The sequence below is a fragment of the Candidatus Oscillochloris fontis genome, from assembly GCF_004138135.1.
GTDB lineage: Bacteria > Chloroflexota > Chloroflexia > Chloroflexales > Chloroflexaceae > Oscillochloris > Oscillochloris fontis.
Genome location: NZ_RYFD01000069.1, coordinates 1 through 14,333, shown reverse-complemented (window position 1 = coordinate 14,333; position 14,333 = coordinate 1). Strand labels below are relative to the sequence as shown.

Below are 14,333 nucleotides of genomic sequence, written 5' to 3'. Positions count from 1 at the left end.
CCCGTTGCGGGCGTTCAAGGTGAGCGGGTGGGTAGTGCTATGTCGCAAAAAGACCTGGAAACTTAATTTACGGACTATTGAAGGTATAGAGAAAGGTATAAGGGCATGATACCAGAGACTCCCACTCATGCGGCGATCAAATCGTTGGTGCAGGCGCAGTTTGCCCCGGCGGCGCAGGCGTATGTAACGAGTGCGACCCATGCCTATGGGGTTGATCTGGCGCGTTTGGTGGCGTTGGCCAAGCCACGCGGCCATGAGATCGTGCTTGATGTTGCTACGGGTGGTGGCCATACAGCGCTCGCCTTTGCGCCGCATGTGCGTTTGGTTGTGGCGAGTGATCTCACGTTTTCGATGTTACAGGCGGCGCGTCAGCATATCCAAGCCCAAGGGTTCCAGAATGTGGCCTACGTGCGCGCCGAGGCCGAACAATTGCCCTGCCCACCGGCCAGTCTCGACATCATCACCTGTCGGGTGGCCGCGCACCACTTTGCTGATGTGTGCGCCTTTGTGCAGAGCGCTGCCGCTGCGCTGCGCCCGGGTGGTCAGTTGCTCATCTCCGACCATATTGGCCTTGATGACCCGGAGCAGGATGCGTTTATGGATCGCTTTGAGCGCTGGCGCGATCCGAGCCATGTGCGGGCCTATACCTATGCAGAGTGGCGCGACTTTTGTGGTGCGGCGGGCTTGCAGGTTGAGGTCTGCGAGGATGATCCGCGTGAGGCATATGAGTTTGACTCGTGGACTGCGCGTCTGCGTATGTCGGAGGCTGAACGGCACGCACTTTCGGATTGGTTGTTGGCGGCACCCGCACATCTGCGCGAACGGTTTGGGGTGGTGGCGCAGGATGGGCGGGTGGTGGCGGTGCAGGGGACGTTTGGGATTGTTGTGGCGCGGAAGGGCTAGAGCTACACCGTGATCGCCCGCCCACGGTAGATGCGTCCGGTATAGCGGTTGTCCTCCTCGGTGGGGATGGGGGCGGTGGTGAGCATGATCGCGTCAATGAAGCGCTCCATCTCTTGCGCTTGCTCGCTAGGGCTGCGTGGCTCTTCGGCGCGTGCCTGCCGCCCCAGATCGACTTGGTTGACGAGGATGCGGTGGGCGGTACGTTCGCACTCGACGCCGACCGTGGCGGTGAAGGCGTGCAGGGTGGTCTTGACGAAGTTGGCGAGTGCGAACTGTTCGGTGCTGGAATGGGTATCGGTTTCGGGGGTAACGAGCACGAGGCTCACGCCCGCCACGAGGCTCAGTTTGCGGGTAATGCGGAAGTGGTGGGTGAGTTGGTCGGCGCACAGTTCGGCGAAGCCTTCGACATCAAGCACGTTGCTCCAGTCGCTGTCGTTGCGCCCGATGAGGGGTAGGTTGGGCAGTGGGCGAAAGGGGGTCGAGACGACTGGCCCCGGCGCACCGAAGCGGTGGATGGCCTGACTCAAGGCGGTTTCGATCCCCGCCTCGGCGCTGAGGATTGCGAGCGTCCCGCTGGCGACATGGTCGGTGAGGGCGTGACCCAGCCGTTCGGCTCCGGCGGGGGTCGCGCAGATCAGCACCACCTGCGCGACTGCATAGCGCTCTAGGTAGGCACGGACGAGCGCCTCTAGGTGGGAGGCCATGCTCTCTCCAATCAGGTAGACGGTGCTACCAGCCAAACTGGCGAGGCGTTGGGGTGAGGGGCTGCCATAGAGTTCGGCCCCGGTGGGCGTGCGCTCATGACGCAAGCCCCCGGAGGGGTGGAAGGTCTCGCCACTGACGCTGCGGTCACTCAGGTAGTAGACGGTGGCCAGTGCCACATCAAACTCGGTGGGCATGCGTTGAAGGTAGAGCATACTCATCACACCATCGCGCACCCGGCGCGCCTCGCGGTCAATCTGGCTGCGGGCGAAGAAGGGTTCGGGCGGCAGATGGGGCTGGCTGGTCTGGAAGGTCTGGGCATCAATCTGGTCGGCGTTGAAGAGGCGTGCGAGCAGTTTGGTGGCGATAGTGCCATTCATAAAGGAGGTGCCTGCAAAGGAGGTGGGGTCACGCTGCTCCGAGATACGCTCGGCCAAGGTGCGTAGGCGCGGCGGGGCAGCGGGATCATCCAGCAGGGCAGCGACATCGTTATGCAGCAGGTGGGCAAGGAGCGTGGACATCGTACCCTCACCCGCACGTTCAGCTTCGATCAGGGTGGCATGCAGATCGTTGAGGCGCTTATTCTCCAGGATCAGTCGCCCACGACGCATGAAGAGGCCGGGGCGATCCCCACTACCGCGTAAGCGTTCGCCCTCGACAGGGCCGGGGGCCATGGTATTCATCTGCACTTCGGGGCCAAGCAGGCGCGCCAGCGCCTCGGCCAATGCGCGTTGGCCCGCCTTACTGACCGCATAGTCGGCGCGGTTGGGGTAGGGAATGGCGGAATACTTCTCACCGCCAAAATAGGAGGAGACATTCAGAATATAGCCACTGCCCCGGCTCTTCATTTGCGGTGCCAGCTTATGGATGAGCGAGTAGTTACTGATCAGGTTGGTGCGCAGGGTACATTGCCATGCCTCCAACGGTAGATCAAGCACCATCTCCTCGGCCCCGGCGATGCCGGCATTGTTGATCAGGTAGTCCACATGCCCAAAGAGATCGAGGGTGTGTTGTACGAGGTTCGTCAACTGCGCCTCTTCGCCCACATCACACGCGGCGCAGATCTGCACCCGCGATTCGACCCGGTTGTAGCCCACCTCGGACAGTTCAGCAATGATCATCTCGCGCATCTGGATCAACCTGCGCTCATCACGGGCGCAGAGCATCACCCGTGCGCCACTCAGCGCCAGCAGGCGGGCGATCTGGCCGCCGATCCCGGCACTTCCGCCGGTGATGAGCGCGGTTTTGCCCAGGTGCAGACCGATCAAGTTTTCGGCCCAGCCAAACGAGGGTTGCCGCGAGCCGGTAGTGCTGCCGATCTGGTGCGGGAGGTAGAGGTTCAGTTCCTCTATCGTGCGTTCACTCAGCAAAATCTTAGCTACCCAAGCGCAACAATACTCCAAATTCTCCTGTTCGCGATTGGCAAAGCGTACCAACTGGTTGGCCCAGACTGGGCGGATCAGCGGCGGTTGCTCATGTGTCTGCCTGAGCCGTGCGTAGTCAGATTGGGCTTCGTGACGCCACACGCGGCAGAGTTGTTCGACCCCAGCGCGCAGCATCTCCGCATAGAGATTGCCCTGCCCATCGTCAGGATTGGTTATGAAGAGCACACGCGGCTGAAACGGCATACTACCGGGAGCCAGCGTGGCCTGCTGCCAAAAACGGGCCAGCCGACTAGCCATGACGATCATGCTACCCAATTCATCACGCAGGAAGTAGGCCACATCCTCATCACTAGCCCGTACCACACTAGGCGGTAAGGGCTGGCGCTGGGCAGGTAGAATGATCACACTGGTAGGCAGATCAAGGTTGGTTGCCATCCAGCGTAATGCCTGATCAATACTCTCCGGCTCAGTTGGATTGAGGTAGAGCAGTACCGGAGCCATATGTTCTTGGCTAGGCAAATGGCGACCATGTTCAACCAGATGATCGAAGCGGGCAATTGCGGCGCGCGAACGGAAGCCGATCACCACCTCTGCGCCGCACGCACGCAGCACCCCGGTGAGAGCGGCGGCCTCTTCGATCTGATCACCGACACAGATGAGGCTGGTATGGCCACTTCCATCCACGGCGCGCAGACCGGGGCGTGAGGTGAGGGTGGTGCGGCTCGCGACTGGCACGGCCATACCGTGGGTTACATCGAGTGTCTCGCCACTCAGTGCTGCCGACTCAGCGCTACCGAGAAAGACGGCCACATTAGCCACATCGAGAGGTTTGGGGAAGCCTTTGGCCAGATAGCCCTCGGCATTGGGACGCCGCAGGCGCATGATCTGGAAGAAGCCTTCAGCGGTGCTCTGTTCGGGCAGCCCCTTGAGTTCGTCCATGCGCTGAAAGACGTTTCGGATGCGCTCGCTCTCTATCGGGCCAGGATTGATCTGATTAACCCGGATGCCCTGTTCGCCTAACTCAGTGGCCGCTGCCAGTGTCAGCGCATGCAGCGCTGCCTTGGGCACCACATAGGGAATCCGACCATAATAATCGGTACGCGCAAAGACGGTTGAGATATTGATCACACTCGACCCAGCGGACATAAAGGGGGCAACAGCCCGGATCAGGTTCCAGGTAATCCCGATCAGGTTACCGATACTATCGGCGAGTGTCTCGGTCTCATCAGCCTGAAGTTCGGAGCGCCGTAATGGAATAGTGGGCAGTGGTTGGCGGGCACCGGAAGAACCGGCATTATTGACGAGAATATCAATGCGCCCAAAATGGGCGACTACCGCAGCAATCCCGGTACGCACCTCGACATTGGAACTACCATCCATGCGCACCACCATGACCCGCTCAGGCAGCGCTTGGAACTCAGTGATCAGGCGTTCACGGTAGCGATCTAGTTTATCCCGATTGCGCCCCGTGATCACCACCGTTGCGCCTTCTTCAAGGTAGCGCTGCGTGATCACCTCGCCAATCGTCCCCGCTCCACCGGTAATCAGGGCGATCTTATCTTCGAGCCGAGTCATGTGAACCTCTATTGTATAAACCATGTAGATACGCAAGACGTAAGAGACGCAATATTTTGCGTCTCTGCGGATGCTACATATGGCGATTGTTATTCGGAAACGGTTTAATCGTCGGGATGGCTTGGGCGCAACGCCAACACCGGCAGATCCCCGCCGCGCAGTACCTTATCAGCCACACTCCCCAGGATGGTGTGGCTAAGGCCACTGCGACCACGGGTTGCCAGGGCGATCAGATCGGCCCCCACCTCGTTGGCGGTGGCAAGAATGGCGCGGGCGGGGTGTTCAGCGGCGACCACCCGACTACGTGCGGGATGGCCACGCGCCAGGAGGTCTTGGGTTAAGCGATCCAGGTAGATCTGGGCCGTTTCATGCTGGGTGGTCTGGCTATTTTCCTGGGGGCGATAGGCCACTCCAGCGGGGCTACTATTGGGGGCACCCTCAATGATGCGTACCAGCGTCAATTCTGCACCCTCCTGATCGGCGAGGGTTATGGCGTGGGGTAAGATCTGTTCGGCTAGGGCTGAACCATCCAGAGGAACCATAATGTGTCGGAAGGGCGTCGACTCGGTTGGTGCAGAGCTAGGCCGCAGCATCAACAGGGGGATGTGTAGGCTCCGCAGCAGGCTCTCGGCGACACTGCCGATCCAGAGTTGGGTAAACCCGTTGCGCCCATGGGTAGTGAGTACCACCAAATCGGCATGACTATCGTAACAGTAGCGATTGAGGGCAAAGGCAATTGGCCCTTCAAGCCGAGCGGTCACCGGTTCATGATCAGAGACTGGCAACTTGGCCGCTAACTGATGCAGGTAGGCCAGTTCATGATCGGCGGCAAGTGAATGCAAATCCTCATCAATAACCGGCAAGCCCTCGATGGTAATCGGGGCAGTTGTATAGGGTGAGTGAACATGCGCAAGGTGGATGCAAGCCGAGTGACTCTGGGCCAGACGGGCGGCTACCACGAGGGCTTGCTCGCTCACCGGTGAGCCATCTAGTGGGACGAGTATGGTCTTAAACATGGCGCGACCTCCTTGGTCAGGGCGGCTTCAGCGCAGGCGCCTTGTTCTAAGTATACACGTTCCCTGGCCTAAAGATGCGCCCTACCAAGTATGCGTGCAAGAACATAGGTCAGACCCTAAGCGCAGGGTACGCGATGCTTTACACTTGCCTAAGTGGTATAATCAACCACAGCGGCAATAGCAGAGAGTGGAGTGCTATGGCGATCGCATCAGATTTGTTGACTCCGAATACGATCGTGCGTGGCGCGGTTGACACCTATACGGTACTCAACCTGATCGGACGCGGCGGTATGGGCGCGGTCTACCGGGTGCAGCGCGGCAGCGATGCCAGTGTGTGGGCACTCAAGGAGATGCGTTCACAGAACGAACTTTCGCCCGAAGAACAGGCCGATAACCGCCGCCTCTTCTTGCAAGAAGCGGCGTTGTTGCGTTCGCTTGCCTTTCCCAACCTGCCCGTGGTGACCGACCTCTTTGAGCACGAGGGTCGGCCAACCATGGTGATGGAGTATGTGCCGGGTAAGACGATTGAAGATCGCATGCACGAGGCCAATGCGCCGCTGCTCGAACAGCAGGTGTTGGGGTATGGTATCCAACTCTGCCGGGTACTCCACTATCTGCATAGTTGTGATCCGCCGATCATCTACCGCGACCTCAAGCCTTCCAACATTATGCTCCTCCCTTCCGGCTTGCTCAAGCTGATTGATTTTGGGGTGGCGCGCACGCATAAGAAGGGTAAGGCTAAGGATACGATTGCGATGGGTTCGGCGGGCTATGCTCCGCCCGAACAGTATGGCAAGGGCCAGACCGATGCGCGCAGCGATGTCTATGCGCTAGGGGCCACGCTCCTGCATATGTTGACTAATCTGCCGCCGGTGCCGCTTCAGCCGCCGACCCCCGGTTCGATCCGTAAGCTCAATCCTTCGGTGGATGCGCAAACTGAAGCGGTGATCATTCGGGCCATGAGCTTGTTGCGCGAGCAGCGCTTTACGAGTTGCGCCGAGATGGAACAGGCGCTGCATCGCTGTCTTGATGCGCCTTTTGTTGATCCGAGTGGTCAGGTTGCGGCCCCGCCTGCACCACCGAAGCCCGTTGCGCCGCCGGTGCAACCCAAGCCACCGGTGCAACCCAAGCCGCCGGTGCAACCCAAGCCTGCCGCAGCACCTAAGCCCGCGAAACCACCGGCGCGACCGAGTACCCCACCCAACGAGGTGGCCTGTGGCCACTGTGGGCGGGTCAATAAGGGGCGGGCGCGTTTCTGTGCCGGGTGTGGGCTACCCCTCGCTGAGCCACCCAAGCCGCGTCTCTATGTCACCTCGCCACACCGCAGTTGGGAACTCCAGATTGACCGGCTGCCCGTACGGATTGGGCGGCGTGACCCGCGCCAGAACCACTACCCTGAGTTGGATCTGGCCGAACATGACCGGGGTATCGCCTCGCGCCATCATGCGACGATTCAGCGCGATGGCGACCACTATACCCTCACTGACCTTGGGAGTACGAATGGCACGATGCTCAATAATGCGCTCATTACGCCGCGTGTGCCACAACGACTCAGCCAGGGTGATCGCATCAAGATCGGTGAGGTTGAGATCGAATTTCGCTGGGCTTAATCCCATTACCATGAGGGCAGTGAAGGTGTAAGCCTGCACCCCTCTCTGCGAGAGCAATGACTCCCAACGTCCTCATTCTTCGTGCCCCCGGCATTAACCGTGATGCTGATGCCGCACTGGCCTGTGAATTGGCCGGGGCTACCGCCGAGCGTGTCCACGTCAACCGCGTTGCTGAGGGTGCTGTGCGCCTGTGCGATTACGCGATGCTGATTATTCCGGGTGGCTTCTCCTACGGTGACCATCTGGGGGCCGGGAAGTTGTTGGCGGTGGATCTGGCGCATCGTCTGGGCGACCAGATCCGTGATTTTGTGGCCGATGGCCGCCCGGTGATCGGGATCTGTAACGGCTTCCAGGTGCTAGTCAAGTCGGGGGTGCTGCCCGGTGATGCTGGCCCGCCCAGCGTGACGCTGACCGAGAATTGTTCGGCGCGTTTCGAGTGTCGCTGGGTGCATCTCCAGGCTGATCCGCAGAGCCGCTGTATTTTTACGCGGGGCATCGAGCTACCCATCGAGATCCCGATTGCCCATGGCGAGGGGCGCATCGCCGTCAGCGACGATGCGGCACTGGAGCGCCTGCGCGCTGGTGGGCAGGTGGCGTTGCGCTATGTCGCCGAGGATGGTGGCGCAGTCAACTACCCGGCCAACCCGAACGGTTCGCTCGACAACATCGCTGGGCTGTGCAACCCGCAGGGCAACGTCCTGGGCCTGATGCCGCACCCCGAAAATGCGGTACTGCCCCAGCAGCACCCGCGCTGGACACGCGAGCCGTGGCGGATCGCGGGCGATGGCCTGGCGCTCTTCCAGAATGCGGTGGCCTACGCGAAGAGTTTGTGATGCGTAGGGGCGCGTCGCGACGCGCCCCTGGTGCAATGAATGTAGGGGCGCGTCGCGACGCGCCCCTACGGGATGTTACCCCTGTCTTTACCCCCACCAAAGGATTTTGCATGGGCCTCTATCCTCCTGATGACCCGTTTCTCTTTCAGATCACCCTCTTTGGGCTACCCCTGGCGGTACGGTGGTATGGCGCGATCATCATGTCGGGGGCGCTCTTTGCCGCATGGCTGGCCTCGCGGCGGGCGGTGGTGCGCGGCTTCGACCCTGATCATGTCTGGAACCAGTTGATGTTGGGGATGGTGTTGGGGATCGCCGGGGCGCGTATCTACTACGTGGCCTTCGAGTGGGATCGCTTCGGTGGTGATCTCTTCAAGATGATTAACCTGACCACCGGCGGTTTAGCGGTGCATGGCTCGCTCATCGGGGCGATTCTCTCGGTACTGATCTATACCCGTTATGCCAAGTTGCCCTTCTGGGAGTGGCTGGATGTGTGTGTGCCCGGTTTCCTGATCGCACAGGGGATTGGGCGCTGGGGCAACTTCTTTAACCAAGAAGCCTATGGACGCCCGACCAGCCTGGGCTTGGGGGTGCGGATCGATCCTGAGCACCGGCTGCCGCCCTATAACGACATGCAGCAGTACCCCATCGAGACGCTCTTCCACGCCACGTTCCTCTATGAGTCGCTCTGGAATGTGACCGGCGGGTTGCTGTTGCTGCTGGCCGACCGCTTGGTTGGGCGGGGTGCCGAAGCAGAGCGGCGCTGGTTGCGGCCAGGCGATCTGCTCTTCCTGTACGGGATCATCTACTCAAGCGGGCGCTTCTGGATCGAGGGGCTACGCACGGATAGCCTGTGCCTGAACGGGGTCGGTGGCGAGTGCCCCGGTTCGTTGCGCGTGGCGCAGTTGGTGAGCCTGGGTTTGATTATGGTGTGTGGGGCGGCGTTGGCGTGGAATCATCGTCGGGTGAGGGCGTAGAGACGCAACATCTTGCGTCTCTGAGACGCAAGACGTTGCATTTCGGAGACGCAAGATGTTGCATTTCGGAGACGCAAGATGTTGCATTTCGGAGACGCAAGATGTTGCATTTCGGAGACGCAATATTTCGGAGACGCAAGATGTTGCGTCTCTACGCCTCCTTCTTGTTCTCGGCGAGAAGCTGGCGCAACACGTACTGCAAGATGCCGCCGTGGATGTAGTACTGGATCTCCTGCGGCGTATCAATGCGCACCCGCACCGTGAACTCCTTCACCCCGGCGTCGCTGGTGGCGCGCACGGTCAGCTCGCGCCCGTTGGCGAAGCCGGAGGCGATGGCATCAGCTAGGCCAACCACATCGAAGACCTCGGTGCCGCTGAGGCCGAGGCTTTCGACATTCTCACCCGCCATGAACTGGAGCGGCAGGATGCCCATCCCCACGAGGTTGGAGCGGTGGATGCGCTCGAAGCTCTCGGCGATCACCACCTTGACCCCCTGGAGGTATGGCCCCTTGGCGGCCCAGTCACGCGAGGAGCCGTTGCCGTAGGCGTTGCCCGCCAGGATGATCAGCGGGGTGCCGTCGGCCTTGTACTGCATCGCCGCATCGTAGAGCGACATGACCTCGCCGGTGGGCAGGTAGGGCGCGAAGCCGCCCTCGGTGCCGGGGGCCAGTTTGTTGCGCAGGCGGATGTTGGCGAAGGTGCCACGCACCATCACTTCGTCGTTGCCGCGCCGCGAGCCGTAGCTGTTGAAGTCCTTGGTCGCAACATTGCGCTCGATCAGGTACTTGCCTGCCGGTGCGCTGGCCTTGATGCTGCCCGCCGGGCTGATGTGGTCGGTGGTGATGTTGTCACCCAGCACCGCGAGGGCACGCGCCCCAGTGATCTCGGCCACCCGCTCCGGCGGCTGTTCGGCCATCGCATCGAAGTAGGGCGGACGGCGCACGTAGGTGCTCTGGGCATCCCAGGCAAAGCGATTCCCGGTGGGAATCTCAATCCCCTGCCACAACTCATCACCATCGAAGACGGTGGCGTAGCTGCGCTGGTACATGTCGGACTGAATCGCGGCGTTGATCGTCGCAGCCACCTCGGCCTGAGTAGGCCAAATGTCGCGCAGATAGACCGGATTGCCGCTCGCATCCGTCCCCAGCGGCTCACTGGTCAGATCAATATCAATCCGGCCTGCCAGGGCGTAGGCCACCACCAGCGGCGGCGACATCAGATAGTTGGCCTTGACATCCTGCTGCACGCGGCCCTCGAAGTTGCGGTTGCCGGAGAGCACCGAGGTTGCCACCAGATTGCCCTGCTCAATCGCGGCGCTAATCTCGACCGCCAGCGGGCCGGAGTTGCCGATACAGGTGGTACAGCCGTAGCCAACCGTATTGAAGCGCAACGTATTGAGGTAGGGGGTCAGCCCGGCCTTATCGAAATACTCCGTCACCACCTTGGAGCCAGGGGCGAGGCTGGTCTTGACCCAGGGCTTGGTGGAGAGCCCCTTCTCAACTGCCTTCTTGGCCAGGAGGCCAGCGGCGAGCATGACCGAGGGGTTAGAGGTGTTGGTACAACTGGTGATAGCGGCGATCACCACCGAGCCGTGCTGGAGGGTGTAATCGGTCTCGGCCACTGCAACGGCGCTCGCAGCCAGATCGGCCATGGGCTGGGGGGCGCTAGGGTTGAGGATCTGCGGCACCGCCTCGCGGAAGGTCTGGCTCACCTGGGGCAGCGCCACGCGGCCCTCTGGGCGCTTGGGGCCAGCCACACTCGGCTCGATGGTTGAGAGATCGAGTTCGAGGGTATCGGTATACTCAGCCTCAGGCGTATTGGCATCGTGGAAGAGACCCTGCGCCTTCATATAGGCTTCGACCAGCGCTACCCGCTCCGGCGAGCGCCCGGAGAATTCGAGGTAACGGATGGTCTCGGCATCCACCGGGAAGATGCCACAGGTAGCGCCATACTCTGGCCCCATATTCGCAATCGTGGCGCGGTCGGCCAGCGGCAACTGGGCCAGACCAGGGCCGAAGAACTCAACGAACTTCCCGACTACGCCCTTCTTACGCAACATCTGGGTGACAGTCAGCACCAGATCGGTTGCGGTCGTCCCCTCTGGGAGTTCGCCAGTCAACTTAAAGCCAATCACCTGCGGGATGAGCATCGAGACCGGCTGGCCGAGCATGGCCGCCTCGGCCTCAATACCACCCACACCCCAACCGAGCACACCGAGGCCATTGATCATCGTCGTGTGGCTATCGGTACCGACCAGCGTATCGGGATACGCCTGGGCCGGGCCGGTCGCACGCGGGTTTTCGTCCGAGGTGAAGACGACGCGGGCGAGGTACTCCAGGTTAACTTGGTGGACAATCCCATTACCAGGAGGCACGACCTTAAAATTCTGGAAGGCGGTCTGGCCCCAGCGCAGGAAGGCATAGCGCTCCTGGTTGCGCTCAAATTCGAGATCGCGGTTGATGAGCAGCGCAGCCTCAGAACCAGCGGCGTCTACCTGCACCGAGTGATCAATCACCAACTCTACGGGCTGAAGCGGGTTAATCAGGCTGGGATCGCCACCCATCGCGGCCATGGCATCACGCATCGCGGCCAGATCAACCACACACGGCACACCGGTGAAATCCTGAAGGATGACACGGGCAGGGGTAAAGGCAACTTCCTTATCGGGTTCAGCCTTAGGCTGCCAGTTGGCCAGCGCGAGAACATCATCAGCCGTCACCGTGCGGCCATTCTCAGTACGCAGCAGATTTTCAAGCAGAATACGCAGCGAAAAAGGCAGACGGCTAAGGTTTACACCGTGCTGCGCAAGCGCATCGAGGCGATAGATTTCATACTCATGCTCGCCGACGCGGAGGGTGGAGCGGGCACCGAAACTATTGGTCATTGCCAAGGGTCTCCTGTAAGTAAACCACGGGCCTTGCAAGCACCGTGACCACCCCAGGCAGTAACGGTGCGCTTCGTGAATAAGCGCACTGATTATAACATGGGGGAGTCACAAGGGGCGTGGGGGGGGTGATGCAGCGCCCTGAACCCGAACGAGATTGGCGGGTGCTGCGTCGCATTGGCGTTCGGTTAAGCGTCCTCTTGCACCCCAGTTTTTGACCACAGAGGACGCAGAGGAACGCAGAGGCAGAACCAGAGGTTGTACCCACAGGGAGCGCAAAATCCATCCCTCTGCGAACCTCTGAGTCCTCTGCGGTTGATAGGGTGTACCACTTACGCCCCAGTTTTTGACCACAGAGGACGCAGAGGAACGCCAGGGCATGTGCAAAGTCTGGTTCTGACAGTATGTTGGGGAACTCATAATGTACGCGCACCCTTCGATACGCCGCTGCGCGGCTACTCAGGATGCGATACCGAGTATTTCCGTGCAGTACGCATCCTGAGTAGCGCCGCAGCGCAGCGTAGGCGCGTATCGAAGGGTGCGTGCTGCCTGACTTTGCACATGCCCTGAGAGGAACGCAGAGGAAGAGCCAGAGGTTGTACCCACAGGGAGCGCAAAATCCATCCCTCTGCGAACCTCTGAGTCCTCTGCGGTTGATAGGGTGTACCACTTGCACCCCAGTTTTTGACCACAGAGGACGCAGAGGAACGCAGAGGAAGAACCAGAGGTTGTACCCACAGGGAGCGCAAAATCCATCCCTCTGCGAACCTCTGAGTCCTCTGCGGTTGATAAGGCTAAAGCTCTTGGGCTTTACGGGCTATTTCTGTAAATGGCTATCTTGCCAAACTGGCGCGGATTGGGTATAGTAGGCAGCGATGGGGCTGTAGCTCAGTTGGATAGAGCAGCGACCTTCTAAGTCGTTGGTCGTGCGTTCGAGTCGCACCAGCCCCGCCATTCCGCATCCTAATGCGCTAAACCGCCTCTTCACGGTTTGGCGCGTTTTTTTGCCCCACCACAGCCGCGCATAGCCCCTCGCTCAGCCGCTCCGCCGCCGCCTGCGCCTCGCGTAACCCGGCCTCTAGTTCGTCACACAGCCCCATAAGCTGCTCGACCCGCGCCACGATGCGGCGTTGTTCCGCGAGGGGCGGGAGGGGGATGAGAATTAATTTCAGCCGAGAGGCTTTGATACCAGTGGCTGTCATTCCACTTGATTTATCACTGATTGCATCTTGTAACAAAGGACTCATCAAGGAAAGTTTGAGATAAGTTGAATCAAGATCAGCGAACGACTGTAAATTAATTACCCTCTGGGCCAAGGCAATTTTTTCATGAAAAAGTAACTGTGCTACATTGGCTAGAGGAGCCTCTGTTGTAAACAAAACATCTCCATAACGAGGAAAGCCACGAACCATCCACTTTTTGTAGGTCTCTTCAGAAATATATTCCTGCGGCTCAATATTAACATGTCCCATTCGTACATTCTTAGCCGTAATCAGACGGACACCACTACTTGTTTTTGGTGGTGTATGTCCTCGATAGTCGATAAATTTGGTAAGATTACCAAGACGTTCCCATTGCCATCCCTCAAGAGGTGCAAACGGATATTCTGACTCGCTAATTATAGGGAGGGGGGCGGGTTTATTGATTTGACCATCTGCGATTAAAGATGCTCTTACTGCATGTATCCGCTCCAGCAACACCCCCGCCGGCTCATCCTGCGGGTTCTGTTCGACGAGCCGCCCCTGGACAGCCAACTGAAGGATGGTTTGGCGCAGCGTCGCCACATCCTCTGGTGCGGCGAGGAGGTGATCGAAATGGGCGCTGAGGCGCTCCCAGGCATCGCGTAGGGGCGAAGCATCGCCCGCCATAGGGTTGGGGGACACCGGATGGATTGGTGGCGATGCTTCGCCCCTACCCTCTGCCGGGGATGCCAGCAGATCGGCGACTAGCGCCGCCAGTAACTGCCGTCGCGCCGCATCCGCTTGGGTCTGCCGCGCCTCCAGTTGGTCGCACAGCCCCATCAGCGCATCTACGCGGGCGACGATGCGGTGTTGTTCGGCGAGGGGGGGCAGGGGGAAGGGGCTATGAGCAAAATAATCGTTGGGGACACGCTTTTGTCCCGCCGTCCCCGTCATACGGGGAATGCCCTTGCTTACGAAGTTTGGCGACTTGAGATAGATATACACATATTCAGGTAGAACGGTACTTGCTATTGGACGAAAGACGTGAAGTTCTGTTGTGCCAGCACCAATTCCATTGGGCAGGTCTCGCATAACTGCAGCCTTACCGTTTTGGAAACACGGAGTAATCTTAGCTAAGACGACATCGCCTTCAGCAAAATGAGTAAATCCTTTTTTGATGTCTTGCCAGAGACGGGTAGGTGTATGCTTAATGGTGGTCGGACGTTGGACTTGAAAACATGAGCGGATCGGGGCATACGTTCAGTGTCTA

Annotated in this window: 8 protein-coding genes and 1 tRNA gene; 5 read left to right on the top strand and 4 right to left on the bottom strand. The window is 59.9% G+C overall.

Annotation, left to right across the window (positions count from 1 at the left end):
* Nucleotides 1-105: 105 nt before the first annotated feature.
* Nucleotides 106-903, top strand: a complete 798-nt coding sequence (locus EKD03_RS16995) for a class I SAM-dependent methyltransferase (RefSeq protein WP_129633460.1) — start codon at nucleotides 106-108, stop codon at nucleotides 901-903.
* 2 nt (nucleotides 904-905) lie between these two features.
* Here EKD03_RS16995 and EKD03_RS16990 read toward each other — a convergent pair whose 3' ends face one another.
* Both EKD03_RS16990 and EKD03_RS16985 read right to left on the bottom strand, forming a co-directional pair.
* Nucleotides 906-4,565, bottom strand: coding sequence for an SDR family NAD(P)-dependent oxidoreductase (locus EKD03_RS16990; RefSeq protein ID WP_129633458.1), 3,660 nt, complete (start codon nucleotides 4,563-4,565; stop codon nucleotides 906-908).
* Between the two features lie 104 nt (nucleotides 4,566-4,669).
* Nucleotides 4,670-5,581 (bottom strand): universal stress protein, encoded by a 912-nt coding sequence (locus EKD03_RS16985; protein ID WP_129633456.1) that lies wholly within the window; start codon nucleotides 5,579-5,581, stop codon nucleotides 4,670-4,672.
* A gap of 197 nt (nucleotides 5,582-5,778) precedes the next feature.
* Here EKD03_RS16985 and EKD03_RS16980 point away from each other — a divergent pair, with 197 nt between their 5' ends.
* The 3 genes from EKD03_RS16980 (at nucleotide 5,779) to lgt (ending at nucleotide 8,998) form a co-directional block, all read left to right on the top strand.
* On the top strand, nucleotides 5,779-7,191 hold the full coding sequence (locus EKD03_RS16980; RefSeq protein WP_174842893.1) for a protein kinase domain-containing protein: 1,413 nt from the start codon (nucleotides 5,779-5,781) through the stop codon (nucleotides 7,189-7,191).
* 56 nt (nucleotides 7,192-7,247) lie between these two features.
* A complete protein-coding gene (gene purQ / locus EKD03_RS16975; RefSeq protein ID WP_129633454.1) occupies nucleotides 7,248-8,024 on the top strand; it encodes a phosphoribosylformylglycinamidine synthase I in 777 nt (258 codons plus the stop codon).
* A 110-nt stretch (nucleotides 8,025-8,134) separates the two neighbouring features.
* The gene (gene lgt, locus EKD03_RS16970; RefSeq protein WP_129633452.1) at nucleotides 8,135-8,998 is read left to right on the top strand and encodes a prolipoprotein diacylglyceryl transferase; all 864 of its coding nucleotides are present in this window, start codon (nucleotides 8,135-8,137) and stop codon (nucleotides 8,996-8,998) included.
* A gap of 151 nt (nucleotides 8,999-9,149) precedes the next feature.
* Here lgt and acnA read toward each other — a convergent pair whose 3' ends face one another.
* Nucleotides 9,150-11,882: an aconitate hydratase AcnA gene (acnA, locus tag EKD03_RS16965; RefSeq protein WP_129633450.1), complete on the bottom strand. Its 2,733-nt coding sequence runs from the start codon at nucleotides 11,880-11,882 to the stop codon at nucleotides 9,150-9,152.
* A gap of 877 nt (nucleotides 11,883-12,759) precedes the next feature.
* Between acnA and EKD03_RS16960 the strand changes: the two genes are divergently transcribed.
* A tRNA-Arg gene (locus tag EKD03_RS16960) sits at nucleotides 12,760-12,836 on the top strand.
* Nucleotides 12,837-12,853: 17 nt separating this feature from the next.
* Here the strand turns inward: EKD03_RS16960 and EKD03_RS16955 are convergent.
* Nucleotides 12,854-14,242, bottom strand: coding sequence for a restriction endonuclease subunit S (locus EKD03_RS16955; RefSeq protein WP_274542424.1), 1,389 nt, complete (start codon nucleotides 14,240-14,242; stop codon nucleotides 12,854-12,856).
* Nucleotides 14,243-14,333 lie beyond the last annotated feature (91 nt).